Genomic DNA, 18,375 nt, shown 5'->3' with positions numbered 1-18,375 from the left:
ATTGACGATGGACCGCGCCGGGCTCATTCGGGACCTCCACGAGATAGCGGCGGGCATGACCAAGGGCGAGCACGGGCAGCCGCCGGGGGAGGGCGACGCCAGCCTCGTCGACCAGTACGGGTTCAGCTCCCTGGACGCCCTGGAGTACCTGCTGATCCTCGAGGAGAAGTTCGACGTCGTGTTCGAGGACGAGGACCTGACGGAGGAGACCCTCTTCTCCATCGAGGGGCTCGCCACCTACATCCTGGACCAGAGGACCGGCGAGAGCCCCTCCCTGACGTGAGCGGTGACACCGCGGTCAGTGTGGTCGTACCGACCCGTGACCGGACCACGCGCCTGCTGCTCACGCTCACCGCCCTGGGGCGACAGACCCTTGGCCGGGAGCGGTTCGAGGTCGTCCTGGTCGACGACGCCCCGCGCCCCGGTGCCGTCGCCCAGGTGCTGTCGGCCCTCCCGCCGGGGCTGCCCATCCGCACCGCCGCCACGGGTGGGCGCGGCGCCGCCCACGCCCGCAACACCGGGGCGCGGTCGGCCCGCGGAGAGCTCCTGCTGTTCCTCGACGACGACACCGTGGCCGGTCCCGGGCTGCTGGAGGCACACCTCGCGGCCCACGCGCGCACGGAGACGGCCGTGCTGCACAGCGCCGTCACCGATCTCTCCGCCTTCGCCCTGACCCCCGACCCGCACCCGCTCCGGCCGGCCCTCGTCGGCGCGCGGGGACGGCGGATCGAGCCCGCCACCCTCGCCGGCCTCGACACGGCCGTCCCCCTCCTCGGGCCGCGCCGCTCCTTCATCGAGCGCACCGCCCGCCGGGTGATCCGCTCGCCCGGCCACCCCGCGCTGCGCTGGCTCGTCTGCATCGGCACCGCCACCAGCGTCCGGCGGACCCTCTTCGAGCGGGTGGGCGGCTTCGACGAGCACTACGGCGAGCTGTGGGGCGGCGAGGACCTCGAACTGGGGCTGCGGCTCGCGGCCGCGGGCGCCCGTTTCGGCCTCCTCGACCCGGTCTCGTACCACCTCCCGACCGCCCGCCGGGACACCGGCGACCTCCTGCCCCGCTTCTGGCGACGGGTCGCCGACCGGCACGGCGACCCCCGGCTGGCCGACGTGGGCACCTACCTCACCGGCCAACTCCCCCTCGCCGACCTCGCCCACCGCCTCGGCCCCCCGGCCGACGCGCCACCGGCGGGCCTGCCCCCGGCGGGCCCCCCACCGACCGGCGTGCCATCGGCCGGCGTGTCACCAGCTGGCGCGCCGCCGGCCGACCCCCCGTCGGCTGGCATCCCATCGGCTGGCCCGCCACCGGCAGTCCTGCCGCCAGTCGGCCGCGCGTCGGCCTTCTCCGCGTCGGCCGTCCTGCCGTCGGCCGACCCCGCGCCGGCTGGCCTGCCACCGGCAGCGCTGCCGCCAGTCGGCCGCGCGTCGGGCGTCCCCCCGTCGGTCGGCCTGTCCCCGGCAGGGTTCCGGTCGGCCGAGCTTCCCGCTGGTCGTCCCCCCGTCGGCAGGCCTGTCGTCGAGGGCCCTCCCACCGGCCGGCGTGCCATGGGCCGGCCTCTCACCCGTCGGCGCGCCGTCGGCCGTCTTCCCGCCGGCCGTCTTCCCGCCGACCGTCTTCCCGCCGGCCGTCCTGCCGTCGGCCGTCTCCCCGCCGGTTGGTCTCCCGTCGGCCGTCCCCCTGTCGGTCGGCCTGTCCCCGGCAGGGTTCCGGTCGGCCGAGCTTCCGCTGGTCGTCCCCCCGTCGGCAGGCCTGCCGACGAGGGCCCTCCCACCGGCCGGCGTGCCATGGGCCGGCCCCTCACCCGTCGGCGCGCCGTCGGCCGTCTTCCCGCCGGCCGTCCTGCCGTCGGCCGTCTCCCCGCCGGTTGGTCTCCCGTCGGCCGTCCCCCCGTCGGTCGGCCTGCCCCCGGCAGTCCCGCCGCCGGCCGGCCTCCCGCCAGCCGGCATGCCAACTGCCAACCTCCCACCGGCCGACGTGCCAACGGTCGGCCCCCCACCGGCCGGCCCCCCGGCGATCGGGACGGTGGGCTCGTGACCGCGCCGACCGTGAGTGCCGTGGTCGTCGGAGGCACCGTGCCGTTTCCGTCGCGCGAGCTCCGTCCGGATCTCGTCGTCCTCCCCACCCGCGACGCCCTCACCACCGCCTTCGTCGAGGTGCTGGGCGCCGCCCTGGACCGGCTCCCCGCCGACCTGCGCGGCACCGCGCCCGTGGTCTTGGCGGCCACCGACTACTGTGTCGCGGCCACCTCCCGGTACGTCGCCCGGTGTGCGGAGGCGGAGGCCGGCGGACGCAGGCTGCGGCCGACCGAGGCCATGACCCCGGAACCGGCCCAGTTGCTCCAGGAACTGGCCGCGGCCGCCGACTGGGACGGGCGCGGCCAGGTGCTGATCAGCCCGCGCGCGGCGGCCCTCCAGGCCTGGCGCTGGGCCTGGGGGACGGTCGCGGCGGGGATGCACCGGGCGATGGTCGTCTGCGAACTCCTGCGCGCTCCGCACGGCGACGGCTACCGCGTGACGGCCGTCGCCGTGACCGGCGCGGCCACGGCCGCCGGTGCGGTCCGGGCGAAAAACGCCTCGGTGGTCGTCTCCGGCACCGGCCTGGTCACCGCGTTCGGCGAGGGCGGCGAGGCGTTCTGGCGGAATCTGCTGGCCGGCAACCGGGCCCTGTCCGCACCGACCCGCTTCGACGCGTCCCGCTTCCGCGGCCGGACGGTCTGCCAGACCCCGCTCGAGCCGACGCCCGGGCAGCCGCTGCGGCGGACCCTGCTGGACCGCGCCCGCGCCGAGGCCCTGCGCGAGGCCGGTGTCGCCGAGCCGCCGCCCCGCACCCTGCTCGTCCTCGCCGGTGTGGTCCCGCACCTCCCGCAGGTCGCGGGGGCGCCCCGGATCGAGGAGATCGCCCTGGAGCCCGACTGGGACGGCGACGGCCTCGGCATCCCCGCCCGCAACGCGGTGCTGATGGCGCACGCCTGCGCGTCGGGCGCCTTCGGGCTGGCCCTGGCCCGCGAGTGGCTGCTGTGCGGGCTCGCCGATCTGGCCGTCGTCACCGGGGTGTCGTCCCTCAACACCTACGACTACGCCTGCCTCGACACCCTGCGCGCCACGAGCACGTCCGTCGCCCGCCCCTTCGACGAGGACCGCTCCGGCGTCACCGTCGGGGAGGGCGCCGGGGCGATCGTGCTGGAGACGGCGGAGCGGGCGGCGGCCCGTGGACACCTCCCCCGGGCGACACTGAGCGGGATCTCCTGCCGGGTCGCGGGCCAGGGCGTCAGCCGGCTCGACGCGCACGTCGGCGTCGCCTGCGTGCGCGAGGCCCTCGCCATGGCCGGGCTCACCACGGTGGACCTCGTCCACGGCCACGCCCCCGGCACCCGCCAGGGCGACGAGGCCGAACTGCTCGCCCTGGACCGGGTCGGCGCCGAGCACGACTGGCGGGGCGTCCCGGTCAGCTCGTACAAGGGCGCCGCCGGTCATCTGCTGCACGCCTCGGTGTTCCCCGGTGTCGTCGCGGCGGTCCGGGCGCTGCGCGAACAGGTCCTGCCGGGCACGCCCGGACTGCGCAAGCCCCTCGACGCACGGCACGTGCGGGTGCTGCGCGATACGGAGCCCGGTGACGGGACGCGCTCCGTGCTGGTGAACAACTTCGGGTTCGGCGGCAACAACGCCGCCCTGCTCCTGACAGACGACACGACCGGGCGCGGGGAGTGGAGTACGGATGGCTGACGCGGTGCTGATGACACCCCGCGAGATCCTCACCGGATTCTCCAGTGTCAACAACCAGAACGTGCTGATCAACGACGAGGAGTACCTCCGCCTGGACCCCGCGATGCGCCTGTTCTACGAGAAGGTGCGGGAGAACCTGGGTGTGGCGTGCATCGCGGGTCATCTGCGGTCGTGCGGGTATGCGGTGCGGGCGTTGAATCTGCACGGGCGTAATCCGAGTGATGAGGCGATCACGGATCTGATCCGGCGGGAGCGGCCGCGGTTCGTCGGGATCAGCATCATGTACGACCTGCACATCGTCGATGCGGTGCGGTTGCTGCGGTGTGTGCGTGAGGCCGATCCGTCGGTGTTCGTGGCGATCGGCGGGGCGTTCTGCACGTACAACGCGAAGTTGATCGCGGAGCGGATCCCGGAGGCGGACTGTGTGGCGTTCGGGGAGGGGGAGCTGACGGTCGAGGGGCTGATGGAGTGTCTGGCGGCCGGTCGGGACTGGCGGGGTGTGCCGGGGCTGTGGTTCTGGCAGGACGGCCGGGTCCGCAGCAGCGGCCCGCCCAAACTCCCCGACCTCGCCAAGGAGGCGTGGCCCGCCCGCGACCTCCTGGTCCACCACCGCGACAACCGCATCCCCACCCCGGTGGCCTCGACGTACACCAGTCGCGGCTGCCACGCCAAGTGCACCTTCTGCTACGTCCCGAGGGCGCCCGGCGTCACGGCGGGCAACGCCTGGCGGGTCCGCTCACCGGTCGACGTCGTCGACGAGATCGAGTTCCTGCAACGGGAGTTCGGCACCCGGTTCCTGTGGTTCAACGACGACAACTTCGGCGGCGCCTTCCAGGACGGCTACAGCCACGCCGTCGGCTTCGCCGAGGAGATCCTCCGGCGTGATCTGAAGATCTCCTTCCACTGCGAGTTCCGGGTCGACACCGGCCTCGTCGACCGGGAGGCGCTGCGCACCCTGCGCCGGGCCGGCATGGCCTCCGCGCTGCTCGGCATGGAGACCGGGGCACCGAGCATGGCCAAACGATTCCGCAAGGGGACCATGGTCGAGTACAACTTCGACGCAGCCCGCCTGTTCAAGGCGGAGGGCATCGAGCTGGAACCCGGCTGGATCATGGTCGAGCCGGGCACCACCCTGGACGAGCTGTGGGAGAACCTCCAGTTCATCGTGGCCGCCGACATCGCCGTCAGCGAGAACCCGTTCTCCTTCATCAGCCGCGCCATCGCCCTGCGCGGCACCGAGATGTACGACAAAATCGCCGACCCCATGCCGCCCGAGCTCCCGGACGTCGAGGGGCCCGCCCGGGCCGTGCTGCTGCAGGCACGCCGGGAGTACCGGATCCCGGACCGGCGGGTCGAGGACGTGTGGGCGGCCTGGAGCACGGTCAGCGCGGAGGTCGCCGACCGCAAGGAGGAGCTGCCGTTCGTCGCCCAGCTCATCGTGGATGCCACCCGGGCCCGCAGGACCCGGGGCGAACCGGGACTGCGGCCGCTGCTGAGCCGGCTGCGCGACTGGGCCGACGGCCTCGCGGAACTGCTGGTCGCCTTCCTCAACCTCGGGCTGCTGCTCGCCGACGAGGACCCGCCCCGGCTCGCCGAGCGGCTGGAGACGGAACTGCGCGCCCTGGTCGACGCCTACGACCGCAGGGTCCTGGGCGATCCCTATCCGGTGTTCGTCGCGGAGACGAGGAGGCTGTGCGGGGAGCAGGCCATGGCCGGGTGACGCGCCCGGTTCTCGGGATGGGCACATCAGAAGGAGAGAGGAGACGGCCATGGCGGATGTGGTCCTGCTGACCCCCCGGGAGATCCCCACCGGCGCCGCGAGCCTGAACAACCAGAACGTCATGATCAACGACGAGGAGTACCTGTCCCTCGACCCCGCGATGCGCCTGTTCTACAAGCGGGTGCGGGAGAACCTGGGTGTGGCGTGCATCGCGGGTCATCTGCGGTCGTGCGGGTATGCGGTGCGGGCGTTGAATCTGCACGGGCGCAATCCGAGTGATGAGGCGATCACGGATCTGATCCGGCGGGAGCGGCCGCGGTTCGTCGGGATCAGCATCATGTACGACCTGCACATCGTCGATGCGGTGCGGTTGCTGCGGTGTGTGCGTGAGGCCGATCCGTCGGTGTTCGTGGCGATCGGTGGGGCGTTCTGCACGTACAACGCGAAGTTGATCGCGGAGCGGATCCCGGAGGCGGACTGTGTGGCGTTCGGGGAGGGGGAGCTGACGGTCGAGGGGCTGATGGAGTGTCTGGCGGCCGGTCGGGACTGGCGGGGTGTGCCGGGGCTGTGGTTCTGGCAGGACGGCCGGGTCCGCAGCAGCGGCCCGCCCAAACTCCCCGACCTCGCGAACGAACCCTGGCCCGCCCGCGACCTGCTCGTCCACCACCGCCGCAACGGCATCCCCACGCCCCGCGCGTCGACGTACACCAGTCGCGGCTGCCACGCCAAGTGCACCTTCTGCTACGCCCCCCGGCAGCCCGGAGTGGTCGACGGCCCCTGGCGGGTGCGGCCGGTGGAGGACGCCGTCGACGAGATCGAGTACCTGCAACGGGAGTTCGGCACCCGGTTCCTGTGGTTCAACGACGACAACTTCGGCGGCGCCTTCCAGGACGGCTACAGCCACGCCGTCGGCTTCGCCGAGGAGGTCCTGCGCCGCGATCTGAAGATCAACTTCCACTGCGAGTTCCGCGTCGACACCGGCCTCATCGACCGGGAGGCGCTGCGCACCCTGCGCCGTGCCGGCATGGACCTGGCGCTGCTCGGCATGGAGACCGGCTCACCCGGCATGATGAAGCGCTTCCGCAAGGGCACCACCGTCGAGTACAACTTCGACGCAGCCCGCCTGTTCAAGGAGGAGCGCATCGAGCTGGAACCCGGCTGGATCATGATCGAGCCCGGCACCACCCTCGACGAGCTCTGGGAGAACCTCAAGTTCATCGTGGCCGCCCGGGTGCACGAGAGCGAGAACCCGTTCTTCCTGATCAACCGGGCCATCGCCCTGCGCGGCACCGAGATCTACGACAAGGCCACCCGGTACGAGGAACCCGACATCCCCGGGGTGGAGGGCGCCGCCCGGGAGGTCCTGCGGCACGCCCGCCGCGACTACCGGGTCGAGGACGAGCGCGTGGAGCACCTGTGGACGGCCTGGAGCAGGGTGTCCTCCGAGATCAACGACCGCAAGGAGAACGAGGTCCCGTTCCTCGCCCAGAGCATCGCCGACGCCGTACGCGCCCGGCGCGGCACCGGCGCCGCCTCCCTGCGCCCCCTGCTGGGCCGGCTGCGCCGCTGGGACCAGGGGCTCGCCGGGCTGCTCGTGGCCTTCCTCAACGCGGGGCTGCTGCTCGCCGACGAGAACCCGCCCGGGCTCGCCGAACGGCTGGAGACCGAACTGCGCGCCATGATCGTCGCGTACGACCGCGAGCATCTCGGCCGGGCCTTCCCGGACTTCGTCGTCGAGACCGCGCGGGCGTGCGGCGAGCACGCCCTGGCCCAGGTGAGGGGCTGAGGGGATGACCGACGAACGGATCCGCTTCGCGGCGGTGGGGTGCGGCAGGGTGTTCGAGCGCTACCACCTGCCCTGCGCCGACGCCCGCGACGCGATGCGCCTGGTGGGCGTGGTGGACACCGACGTCCAGCGCGCCGAGGAGCTGACGGCGGACCGGCCGGACGTGTGGACCGGTACCCGCGTCGACCGGCTGATCGAGGAGACCGGGCCCGACCTGATCAGCGTCTGCACCCCCAACGACGCCCATGCCGCACCGGTGCTGGCGGCGCTGGACGCCGGCATCGCCGTACTGTGCGAGAAACCCCTCGCCGCGACGGTCGCGGACGCGCGCCGGATCGCCGCCCATCCCGCCGCCGAGGAACTGCTGGGGGTGAACATGCCCTTCCGGTTCCATCCGCTCCTCGGGGCGTTCGCCGAGGCGGCCCGCGCCGGGGCACGGCGCGTCACGTTCACCTTCGCCACCCCCGGCAACCGGGTCTGGCGGGCCCGCACCCCCTGGTACGGCGACGCCCGCCGGGCCGGCGGCGGCGCCCTCCTGGACCTGGGACCCCATGCCCTCGACCTGCTCACCACGGTGTTCGGCCCGGCCGAGGTCGAGGCGTGCGCGACGGACGCGCCGGACGCGCCGGACGTCGAGGAGCGGGTCCGGCTGGACCTGTCCTTCGGCGGCCTGCCGGCCCGCCTGGACATCGACCGGGCCGCGCGCCGGCTGGAGACGTCGGTCACCGTCACCACCGCCGACGGCGACCACGTCCTCGATCTGCGCCGGGGCGAACTGCGCAGGGCGGACGGCACCGTCGAACAGGCCGGCGACCGGCCCGAACTCGCCGCCGTCTCGGCCTACTTCGACCGGGTGACGGGCGCGCCCGGCGGCCCGCACGCCAAGGTGGGCGTCCGGGACGCCCTGGCGCTCCAGCTCCTCGTCGAGTCCGCCTACGCACACGCCCGGCAGCCGAGGAAGCGGGCCACCTCGGCGCAGTAGCGCTCCGGCCGCGCGCGATGCACGTAATGGCCCGCGTCGAGCGCCAGCAGCCGTCCCCGGGGCACCGCCGCGGCCACCTCCGCCAGCAGCGAGCGGGGCACCGGGCTGGACAGACCCCCGCTGATCACCAGGGTCTCGGCGGTGACCTCGGGCAGCCGCCGCCACCAGCCGGGATCCGCCCGCCGCAGATCGTCGATGACGGGGCGGACCGCGGCCCCGTCCAGCTCCCCCGCGCGCAGCAGTGCGCGCAGCTCCCGGTAGAGCGAGACCACCGGCGCCCGGTCGGCGGCGGTCCGGGACCGGGCCCGCAGCGCCGCCTCCGCCGCCGTGTCGCGCGGCGGCGGAGGCGTGTCCTCGATCACCAGCCGGCCCACCCGCCCCGGCTGCCGCTGCGCGACCAGCCAGGCCACATGACCGCCCATCGAATGCCCCACCAGGTCGACGTCGTCCAGACGGTGACGGTCCAGCAGCGCCGTCACGTCCCGGTACATCAGCTCGAAGGTGTACGCCTCCGGGCGGACCCTCGGGCTCAGGCCGTGCCCGCGCTGGTCCGGCACGAACACCCGGCGCCCCAGCGGCCGCAGCGCGGACGCCAGCCGGTCCCAGCCGCGCCCGGTGTCGCCCAGCGCGTGGAGCAGCACGGTCGGCCGCCCCGCCGGATCCCCCGTGATCCGGCAGGCCAGCGTCACCGCGCGGTCAGGAGCGCGCACTGGTCACGAGGTAGTCCACGATGGCCGTGACCGTCTGCTGGTGCCAGACCAGATTGGCCGGCAGCCGGCGCTCCAGCAGCCGTTCGAGGCGCCGCCGGATGACGATCGCCATCACCGAGTCGAGCCCCGTCTTCAGCAGCGAGCGGTCCGGGTCCAGCTCCGCCGGGTCCAGCTTCATCTCACTCACGATGACGGCGACCGTCTGCTCGTGCAGCAGCTCCCGCAGCGCCTCCTCGGTGAGGTCCGCCGCCCGCGGCGGCCCGGCGGGCCCGGCCGGCTCCGCGGGCGCGTCGTCGGTGAGGCCGCTCAGCAGGCCCGCACGCCGCACCCCGGGCGGCAGCGGCACCGGCCGCAGCACGGCCAGGGCGGCGGCCCCGGACCGGCCCGCCAGGTCCCAGGCGCCGAAGGCCTCGGCGGCCGTGATGTCCCCGACACCGTGGGCCCGCAGTTCGGCGTCCACCGCCGCGTTGTCCGCCATGCCCAGCCCCCGCCAGGACGTCCACGCCAGACTCAGACTGCCGGCCGCACCCTGACCGCGGTCGTGGACGGCCAGGGCGTCGAGGAACGCGTTGGCGGAGGCGTACGCCGCCTGACCGGTGAGGCCCAGGAACTGACCGCACGAGGAGAAGTGGACCAGGAAGTCCAGGGACCCCGGCGGGAACAGCCGGCGCAGCGTCAGGGCGCCCCCGGCCTTCGGCCGCAGCACCGCCGACAGCGTCGCCGCGTCCAGCCGGTCGACGAGCTGGTCGTGCAGGACCCCGGCCGCGTGCACCACGCCGCGCACCGGCGGCAGGCCCAGCGCGTCCGGCGACAGCGCGGCCGCCGCGGCCTCCGGGTCGGCCAGATCGAGGGCCACCACCCGCACGGTCACCCCGAGGGACTCCAGCGCCCGTACGGTCCCCACGGCGCGGGCCCGGGCCGGATCCGTCACGGTGTCCCACCGCGACCGGGGCGGCAAACCACCCCGTCCGGCCAGCACGAGGCGGCGCGCGCCCCGCTCCACCAGCCACCGGGCGATCTCGCCCCCGAGGACGCCCAGACCGCCGGTGACCAGATAGGTGCCGTCCGGCCGGCACCGGGGCGGGGCGTGGTCGGCGCCCGGACCGAGGGGGACCAGCCGGTTGACGAAGGCCTCGCCCCCGCGGACCGCGACGACGTCCTCGCCCGGGTTTCGGGCGATCACCCGCACCGCGGTGACGAGGTCGTCCCGCGTGGGCCGCGGAGCGAGATCGAGGGTGCCGCCCCACAGACCGGGGTGCTCGCCCCCGACCACCCGGCCGAGGCCCCAACGGGACGCCTGGGCCACCGCCTCCAGCCGGTCCGCCTCCCGGACACCCGTGGTCAGCGACCACAGCCGCGCCGTACCGGGCGGCCACACACCGAGCCGCTGTGCCGCCCACGCGAGCCGCCACGCCTCCCGCACGGCGAGATCCCCGGCCGCGAGCGGCTCGGCGCAGGGCAGGACGAGGACGTCGACCGGCCCGGACACCCGGCCGCGCAGCCCGTCGAGCGTGTCCGGATCCTCCGCCGACAGCCACGCGACGCCCAACTGGTCCGCAATGGTGCGCAGTTCGGCGGTCAGTCCGCCGGCCGCGCCGATCGCCACCAGGGTCCGGGGAAGCGCGGGCCCCTCGGTGGGCAGGGGCCGCCAGTCGGTCCGGAACAGCAGCTGTCCGGGCGCGCCGGGAGGGCGGGGTTCCGACTCCGCGTCCGCGTACCGGACCCCGGCGAGCGCGGCCACGGTCCGTCCGTCCTGCGCCGAGATCCGCACGCCCACCGTGCGCCCGGTGCCGGTGCCGGTGCCGGTGCCGGTGCCGGTGGCAGGCTCCTCCACGAGCGCCTCGATCCGGGCGCGGACCGGCGGTTCGTCCGTCGTCCACACCCGCCCCACCCCCGCCACCACGCGCAGGACGGCGGGTCCGGGGAAGGCGACGGCCGCCATGGACAGGGCGGCGTCGAACAGCGGGGCCCAGGTGCGTGCCGCGGAGTCCGGTTCGTCGGCCGCGACCACGTCCGCCCGCAGCCCCGCGTCGAGACGCTCCAGCCGGTCCACACGCCAGGGGAAGGCCATCGAGGGCACCCCGACCGAGGCCAGCTCGGTGGTGATCCGGTCCGCGGCGAGCGGCGTTCCGGGCCCGCCGGCCGGGGGCAGGGCCGGTGGCGCCGCCTCGTCGGACGCGGTGGCCGTGGCGTGGGTCAGCCAGGGCCCGCCGTCCTCGTCCGGGGCGGCACCGGCACCGTCCGGCTGCACGGTCCTGGACAGCAGGCGTACGACGCCGTCCTGGGCGACGACGTCGACGTCCCGGGGCGCGGCCAGGGTCAGCGGAAGCCTCCACGACACCCCGGACAGGGCGGGCCGGCCCGTCGCGTCCAGGAAGGTCTGCAGGACGACGGCCGCCGGGACGAGCTCGACGCCGTGCAGGGCGTGCCGGCCCGGATACGGCCGTGACGCCAGGTCGACTCGGGTGCGCCACAGATCCAGCGGGCTGCTCCCGGCCAGGGTGCTGCGCGGTCCCAGCAGGGTGCGGCGCGTGCTGTCGTGCCGGCCCCGGTCGGGCCGGCGGACCGCAGGCTCGCGCCAGTGGCGCTGCCGCCGCCAGCTGCGCGGCGGCAGGGACAGGGGCGGGACGCCGGGGCCGGAGGGCCAGTCCACGGCCGCTCCCGCGCAGTACAGCAGGCCCGCGTTCGCCAGCAGCTGGGCGCGCCCGCCGGCGTCCCGGCGCAGCGACCCGGCGACACAGTGCCGGTCGGCCCCCGCCGCCTCCAGGGTCTCCTGCACGGAGTGCCGGACCACGGGATGGGCCGACACCTCCAGGAACGTGCGGAACCCGTCCTCGGCCGCCGCGGTCACCGCCCCGGCGAACCGCACCGGGTCGCGCAGGTTGGCCGCCCAGTAGGCGCCGTCCCGGGGAGCCGGGTCCCGGGGATCGGCCGAGGCGGTGCTGTAGACGGGAAGGCGGGGAGCGTGGACGGCGAGGTGGGCGGCGGCCTCCGCGAGCTCCTTCGCCAGGGGGTCCATCTGCGGGCTGTGGAAGGCCACGTCACTGTCCACCCGGCGCACCAGCAGGGCCGGGTCCGCCGCCAGGTCCGCGGCGAGTGCGTCGATCTCCGCCCGCCCGCCGGCCACCACGGTCGACGTGGGCGAGGCGAGCACCGCCGGCACCACCGACTCGGTGCCGCCCAGCCGGGCCGCGGTCTCCTCGGCGGGCAGACCGATCATCAGCATGCCGCCCGCACCGGCCACCCGCCGCAGCAGCACACTGCGCCGGCACACCAGCCGGGCACCGTCCAGCGGCGACAGGATTCCGGCCGTCACGGCGGCCGCGATCTCCCCCATCGAGTGGCCGAGGACGGCCGACGGCGTGAACCCGAGCGACCGCCACAGGGCGGCCAGGCCGAGCTGGACGGCGTAGATCATCGTCTGGGCGACATCGACACGGCCGACGTCCCCGTTCTCGATCAGCTCCCGGGCGGTCGCGCCGATCTCCTCGGCGAACACCGGTCCGATCCGGTCGACGGTCTCGGCGAACACGGGCTCCGTGGCCAGCAGTTCACGGCCCATGCCGGGCCACTGGGCGCCGGTGCCGGAGAACACCCACACCACCTTGTCGCCGGCCCCGTCCACCGGCGGGCCCTCGACGACCCCGGGGGCCGACGCGCCCGCCGCGAACCGGCGCAGCCCGCCCGCGAGTTCCTTCGCACCGGCGGCGACGACGGCGACCCGGCGGTCCAGATGGCTGCGCCGCGCCCCGAGATCCCGGGCGAGGACGTCGAGCGCCACGTCCGCGCCGGGCCCGGCCAGCCAGTCCGCGAGCCGGGCCGCGTCCGCCCGCAGGGCCACCTCGGACCGCCCGGAGAGCGGAAACAGCAGGGGCGGCCCCTCCTGCCCGGCGGGGGGCGACACGGGTTGGTCGTCGTGTCCGGCTGGGGACGGTACGGGTTGGTCGTCGTGTCCGGCTGGGGACGCCACAGGCCGGCCGTCCTGCCCGGCTGGGGACGCCACGGGTCGGGCGTCGCGCCCGGCAGGGGACGGTACGGGCCGGGTGGGTGCCTCCTCCAGGACGACGTGGGCGATCGTGCCGCCGTAGCCGAAGCTGGAGACGCCGGCCCGGCGGGGCCGCTCCCCGCGCCGCCACGGGGTGCGCTCCCGTGTCACCCGCAGCCGCGACTCCTCCCACGGGATGCGCGGGCTGGGCACCGAGAAGTGCCCGCTGGGCGGGATCTCCTCGTGCACCAGGGCGAGGATCGTCTTGATCATCCCGGCGATCCCGGAACCGGCCTCCAGATGCCCGATGTTGCCCTTCACCGAGCCGATCAGACAGGGGCGGCCGGCCGGCCGGCCCGCGCCGAAGACCGCCGCGAGCGCCCCGGCCTCCAGCGGGTCGCCCGCCACCGTGCCGGTCCCGTGCGCCTCCACGTAGTCCACACCGGCGGGCGCGATCGCGCACCTCTCGTACGTCCTGCGCAGCAGGTCCGCCTGCGCCTCGCCGCTGGGCGCCATGATGCCGGCGGTGCGCCCGTCCTGGCTCACCCCGCTGCCCCGGATCACCGCCAGCACCCGGTCGCCCGCCCGCTCGGCGTCCGTCAGCCGCTTCAGGACGAGGACGCCCGCGCCCTCGCCCCGTCCATAGCCGTCCGCCGAGGCGTCGAAGGGCTTGCTGCGGCCGTCCGACGAGGTGGCGCCCGCCCGGTCCAGGGTCACCGACAGCCCGGGCGCGACCATCAGGTTCACCCCGGCCGCCAGCGCCAGGTCGCAGTCCCCGGCCAGCAGACTCCGCCGGGCCAGGTGGACGCTCACCAGCGAGGCCGAGCAGGCGGTGTCGACGGCGAGGCTGGGGCCCCGCAGATCGAGGCTGTGGGAGACGCGGTTCGCGGTGGCGCACAGCGCCGCGCCGATCCCGGTCCACGCCTCGATGCCGGGGAGGTCCTCCAGCAGCCGCCGCCCGTAGTCGTCCGAGCCGACGCCCACGAAGACCCCGCAGTCGCCGCCGCCGAGGCCCAGCGGCGGGATGCCCGCGTCCTCCAGGGCCTCCCAGGCCAGTTCGAGCACCAGCCGCTGCTGCGGGTCCATCAGTTCGGCCTCGCGCGGCGCGATCCCGAAGAACTCCGCGTCGAACCCGGCGATGTCGGTGAGGAAACCGCCCCGGCTCGTGGTGGCCCGGACGACGGCCTCCTGCTCGGGCCCCGCCTGCGCGTACGGCGCCCAGCGCTCCGCCCCGTCGCCGATGCCGTCCCGGCCCTCGACGAGGAGGTCCCAGAACGCGGCGGGGGAGTCGGCGCCGCCGGGGTAGCGGCAGCTCAGCCCGACGACGGCGACGGGCTCCTCGGCCCCGGCCGCGGGCGGGACGTGGACCCGTGCCCCCGTCACGCGTTGCCCCCCTCGGAACCCGGCGTCTCCAGCACGGTGACCACCGCGGCGGTGATCATCAGCCCGGGTCCGGCGCTCAGCAGGAGCAGATGGTCGCCCGCGCCCAGGTCACCGGCCTCCACATGGTGGTTGAGCTGGAGTCCCACGTCGGTGGCGCCCGCGTGCCCCACGTCGCGGAAGAAGTCGACGGCGCCCAGCGCGGCGTCCAGCCCCATCGGCCGCAGATGACTGTCCAGGAAGTCCGCCGTGGCGGCGCCGAGATGGAGCACCCGTGACAGGTCGGCCACGGTGATCCCCGCCTCGGCCGTCACCTGCTCGACCAGCTTGGTCCCGCTCGCCCCGTACTCCTGCACGATCTCCGAGGCCTTCGGGCCCAGCTCCTCGATCATCGCCTCCAGGTGCTCGTTCATGTCGAGCGGCCGTCCGGTGGTGACGGCCGGCGGGAAGATCGGCTCGTGGCCCCGGTTGAGGATCTCGAAGTGCGGCAGGGAGACCGACTCCACCGAGCGCAGGGCGGCCCAGCCGGACTGCTTCGACAGCACGACCGCCGTCGCCGCGTCCGCCAGCACCGCGTCCCGGTGCGCGTACCACCGGTCGACCGACGGGGCGCCGAAGTTGTCCGCCGCGCTCACCACGGCCCCGGTGCGCGAGGGGGCGCACAGCAGGTACTGGGCGGCCATCTCCAGGGCGGCGAGGAACGCGTTGCAGCCCTGCTCCACCGTCAGCGCCGGCACGGTGGAGCCGAGGGTCGACCGCAGGATGTAGTGCGGCGCGGACCAGCCGTCGGGCCCCTGGTGGTAGGCGCAGGAATGGACGAGGAGGTCGATGTCCTCGGGCCCGAGGCCCGAGCGGCGCACCGCCTGCCGTACGGCCGCCACCGCCATGTCCGGCGCGGAGACCCCGTCGGACACGGCGATGTTGCGCCAGCCGCAGGAGTCCATCCGCTCCCTGTCGTACGCCCCGCGCCGCACCGCCTCGGCCACGCTCGCCCTGGGCGGGATGTACGCGCCGGTGCCTGCCAGGAAGAGGTTCTCTGTTCGCACGCTCACTTGTCCTAACTGTCCGGACGCCCGGGCTGTCCCGGCGGTCCGGTCCTCGGTCGGATGACCTTCCCGGTCTCGGTCGTGGGCAGATGCGCCACGGAGGCGAAGGCATGCGGGACCCAGGAGGGCGACAGGCGCTCCCGGCAGAAGCGCTCCAGCTTCTCCGGGTCGACCGTCTCCGGTGTCACCGTCGCCACGATCCGCTGCCCGAGGAGCGGGTCGTCGGCGCCGGAGACGAGACAGGAGGCGACCTCCGGGAAGGCGAGCAGGACCGCTTCGATCTCCTCCGGGGCGATCTTGACGCCCGCGACGTTGATGCTGGTGGACAACCGCCCGGTGAGGACGAGCCGTCCGTCCTCCCAGCGGGCCAGGTCGCCCGTGGTGAACCCGCCCCGCAGCGGTGCCGTGTCGACGGTGTCCCGCTCGGCGTACCCGAGCATCGCCGACCGCGACACGACGGTGACCAGTCCCGTGCCGGTGGCCGTCGCCGCGCCGATCCCGGTGTCCGGGCGGGTGTCCGGGCCGGTGTCAGGCACGGCGGCGTCCGGGACGGCGGCGTCCGGTACCGGAGCGTCCGGTACCGGTGAGAGCCGGACCTCCACCCCGGGCAGGGGAGCCCCGGGGCCCGTGGCGTCCGGGTGCCACGGGGCCGGACGGGTCACACAGATCGGCCCGGTCTCGGTGGTCCCGTAGACCTGGCCGACGTGTCCGGTGAGCCGGGTCGCGACCAGTTCGGCGGTGTGCGCGTCCAGTGCCATCCCGGCGGAGAGGTACCCCACCGCGCGCCCCCGGCGGGGCAGCGAGCGGGCGGAGCGGGCGAGCAGCCGCAGCAGCGGGGGCACCCCGACGAACAGCGTCACCCCGTCGTCGGCGATCTCCCGCAGCAGCATCCGCGGCCGGTCCGGGGACGTGCAACGGACGTGGGCGCCCGCCAGCGGCGCGGCCAGGGCGCACAGTCCGAAGCCGTACGCGTGCTGGAGCGGCACCGGGCACAGCAGCCGGCTGTCCGGGCCCAGGGCGAGGGCCGCGCGGTAGTTCTCGGCCTCGGCGAGCAGCGCGGCGGCGGACCGCAGCGCGACCCGGGGGTGCCCGGTGGTGCCGGAGGTGAGCTGGGCCGTCGCCGCCGCCTCGAACGCGGGCCGGCGCGCGAGCGCCCCCGGCCCCGGCGACCGGCGTGCCGGATGCCGGTGACCCGTCAGCCGGCGCGCCCCGCAGTCCTCGGCCGGGAAGGGGAGCGCCGACGGCGCGTCGCGGGGGGCCCACAGCAGGTCCAGCGGGCAGCGCTCGCGCAGCCGCTCCAGCTCCCACGGGGTCAGCCGACGCGAGAGCGGTACGGCGACCGCCCCGGCGGCCAGGATCGCGAACACCTCGCTGACGAACTCCGCGGCCGGCCCGCCCAGCGTCCCCACGAGGACCCCGGGGCCCGCGCCCGCCGCCCGCAGCGCCCGCGTCTTGGCGTCGACCCGCTCGACCAGTTCCTCCGCGCCCGTGCTGCCGGTCTCGTCGCTGATCAGCGGGGTGTTCCCGAGCCGGGCCGCGCGCTCGCGCAGCAGGGAGAGCAGTTCCGTGCGCGCGGCCGTCATCCGAGCTCGGTCAGCGCTCGGTGCAGGGCCCCCGCCGCCTTGTCGAGGACCTCTCCGGTGTGGGCGGTGCTCAGGAACCACGGTTCCAGCGGGTTGGGGTGGAAGTAGACGCCCTCGCGCTGGGCCAGGGTCTGCAGACGGCGGTGCCGGGAGAAGTCGACGGCGTCGGCGAGGTCGCGCAGCGTGCCGTGCCGCTCGGGCGGCCTGCGCAGCAGCGCCACGCACATCAGGGTGCCGACCCGGCTGATGTGCACCGGCCGCTTCTCGGCGGCGAACACCTCGCGCAGCGCCGCCTCCGCGTCGGCGCCGATCGCCTCCAGCTCGTCGTACAGCCCGGGGCGGGCGCGGATCTTGGTGAGCACGGCGACGACCGCGCGCAGGGCGGCGTGGTTCCCGGCGTAGACACCGGCGTGGTGGGCCTCGTTCGTGGCGAGCAGCCGCATCGCCTCCTTGCGGCCGCCGAACGCCGCGACGGGGAAACCGCCGCCCATCACCTTGGAGAGGACGGTCAGGTCGGGCTCGACGCCGTACCGCTCCTGCGCCCCGCCGCGGGCGACCCGGAAGCCGGTGATCACCTCGTCGAAGACGAGGAGCGCTCCGCTGCGCGCGGTCAGGTCGCGCAGCAGTTCCAGGAAGCCGGGGGCCGGGGGGATCACCCCGGCGTTGGCCAGCACCGGCTCCAGGACGACGGCGGCCGTCCGGTCGCCGTCCCTGGCGAAGAACTCGCGGAGGGCGTCGGCGTCGTTCCACGGCAGCTGCGCGGTGTGCGCGAGCGCCTCGGGGATCATCCCGGGCGCGCCGGGGACGACGTCCGTCGGCCGGGTGCCCGCGAGGTGGAGCGTGGTCTTCCCGGCACGCAGCACCGTCTCGCTCCAGCCGTGGTAGTGCCCCTCGAAGGTGAGCACCAGGGAGCGGCCCGTCACGGTACGGGCGAGACGCAGGACGGAGGCGACGGCCTCGGTGCCCGAATTGGCGAACCTGATCTGCTCCACGCCGGGCACCAGCTCGGCGACGAGCCCGCCGGCCTCGGCGTCCAGGGCGTGCGGCAGACCGGTCATATGACCTTGGGTGAACTGATCGGCCACGGCTTCGGCGACATCGGGGTCCGCGTAGCCGAAGAGATGGGGACCGTAGCCCATGTTGAAGTCCACGAGCTCGCTGTCCTCGACATCCCGGATCGAACAGCCGTGGGCGCGCCGTACGACGAGCGGGACGGGTACCGCCGCGGCCCGCATGCTGCTGCTGACGCCTCCGGCGATGACCTCCTTGATGCTTTTCAGGTAATCAGTATTCGTCCGACGTTCGGCGTCCATGGCACCCACTGAAAACCTCCAGCTTCGTCGGCCTGATCCGAAACCACAGAATGCCGCAGAGCTTTGGAGGCCGACAGCGGCCGTTCTGGGAATGGCCGGATCACGGGGGGTGATCGGCCAGTCTTGGGTGGCAGGATCGGACAGGTGATC

The 18,375-nt window shown here is 74.9% G+C and carries 10 protein-coding genes; 5 read left to right on the top strand and 5 right to left on the bottom strand.

Features of this window, described 5'->3' with window-relative positions:
- Window positions 1-7: 7 nt before the first annotated feature.
- The 5 genes from U5640_RS04365 to U5640_RS04345 are packed head-to-tail and all read left to right on the top strand — an operon-like array spanning window position 8 to window position 8,208.
- Window positions 8-283, top strand: a complete 276-nt coding sequence (locus U5640_RS04365) for an acyl carrier protein (protein WP_340374477.1) — start codon at window positions 8-10, stop codon at window positions 281-283.
- Window positions 280-3,720 carry a beta-ketoacyl synthase N-terminal-like domain-containing protein gene (locus U5640_RS04360; protein ID WP_340374476.1) on the top strand — a complete coding sequence of 1,147 codons (3,441 nt, stop codon included), beginning with the start codon at window positions 280-282 and terminating at the stop codon, window positions 3,718-3,720. Before U5640_RS04365 ends, U5640_RS04360 begins: the two co-directional genes overlap by 4 nt.
- Entirely contained in the window at window positions 3,713-5,440 is a 1,728-nt protein-coding gene (locus tag U5640_RS04355; protein WP_340374475.1) for a radical SAM protein, read from the top strand. The genes U5640_RS04360 and U5640_RS04355 overlap by 8 nt, the downstream gene beginning before the upstream one ends.
- Before the next feature lie 49 nt (window positions 5,441-5,489).
- Window positions 5,490-7,226 carry a radical SAM protein gene (locus tag U5640_RS04350; RefSeq protein WP_340374474.1) on the top strand — a complete coding sequence of 579 codons (1,737 nt, stop codon included), beginning with the start codon at window positions 5,490-5,492 and terminating at the stop codon, window positions 7,224-7,226.
- A gap of 4 nt (window positions 7,227-7,230) precedes the next feature.
- Window positions 7,231-8,208: a Gfo/Idh/MocA family oxidoreductase gene (locus U5640_RS04345; RefSeq protein ID WP_340374473.1), complete on the top strand. Its 978-nt coding sequence runs from the start codon at window positions 7,231-7,233 to the stop codon at window positions 8,206-8,208.
- Here the strand turns inward: U5640_RS04345 and U5640_RS04340 are convergent.
- The 5 genes from U5640_RS04340 to U5640_RS04320 are packed head-to-tail and all read right to left on the bottom strand — an operon-like array spanning window position 8,160 to window position 18,225.
- On the bottom strand, window positions 8,160-8,918 hold the full coding sequence (locus U5640_RS04340; protein WP_340374472.1) for an alpha/beta hydrolase: 759 nt from the start codon (window positions 8,916-8,918) through the stop codon (window positions 8,160-8,162). The genes U5640_RS04345 and U5640_RS04340 overlap by 49 nt on opposite strands.
- A complete protein-coding gene (locus U5640_RS04335) occupies window positions 8,905-14,286 on the bottom strand; it encodes a beta-ketoacyl synthase N-terminal-like domain-containing protein (protein WP_340374471.1) in 5,382 nt (1,793 codons plus the stop codon). Before U5640_RS04335 ends, U5640_RS04340 begins: the two co-directional genes overlap by 14 nt.
- Entirely contained in the window at window positions 14,283-15,335 is a 1,053-nt protein-coding gene (locus tag U5640_RS04330; protein WP_340374470.1) for a ketoacyl-ACP synthase III family protein, read from the bottom strand. Before U5640_RS04330 ends, U5640_RS04335 begins: the two co-directional genes overlap by 4 nt.
- A 5-nt stretch (window positions 15,336-15,340) precedes the next feature.
- Complete coding sequence (locus tag U5640_RS04325; RefSeq protein WP_340374469.1) at window positions 15,341-16,912, bottom strand: class I adenylate-forming enzyme family protein; 1,572 nt, start codon at window positions 16,910-16,912, stop codon at window positions 15,341-15,343.
- A complete protein-coding gene (locus tag U5640_RS04320) occupies window positions 16,909-18,225 on the bottom strand; it encodes an aspartate aminotransferase family protein (protein WP_340374468.1) in 1,317 nt (438 codons plus the stop codon). The genes U5640_RS04325 and U5640_RS04320 overlap by 4 nt, the downstream gene beginning before the upstream one ends.
- Window positions 18,226-18,375 lie beyond the last annotated feature (150 nt).

Origin of the sequence: Streptomyces sp. SS7, from assembly GCF_037993025.1 — a bacterium.
GTDB lineage: Bacteria > Actinomycetota > Actinomycetes > Streptomycetales > Streptomycetaceae > Streptomyces.
The sequence above is the reverse complement of the archived record's forward strand: the minus strand, read 5'-3'. Positions and strand labels throughout refer to the sequence as shown.

Coding starts and splice junctions, on each gene's coding strand:
- U5640_RS04365 (WP_340374477.1), top strand. CDS start 8: ATGGACCGCGCCGGGCTCATTCGGGACCTCCACGAGATAGCGGCGGGC.
- U5640_RS04355 (WP_340374475.1), top strand. CDS start 3,713: ATGGCTGACGCGGTGCTGATGACACCCCGCGAGATCCTCACCGGATTC.
- U5640_RS04350 (WP_340374474.1), top strand. CDS start 5,490: ATGGCGGATGTGGTCCTGCTGACCCCCCGGGAGATCCCCACCGGCGCC.
- U5640_RS04345 (WP_340374473.1), top strand. CDS start 7,231: ATGACCGACGAACGGATCCGCTTCGCGGCGGTGGGGTGCGGCAGGGTG.
- U5640_RS04325 (WP_340374469.1), bottom strand. CDS start 16,912: ATGACGGCCGCGCGCACGGAACTGCTCTCCCTGCTGCGCGAGCGCGCG.
- U5640_RS04320 (WP_340374468.1), bottom strand. CDS start 18,225: ATGGACGCCGAACGTCGGACGAATACTGATTACCTGAAAAGCATCAAG.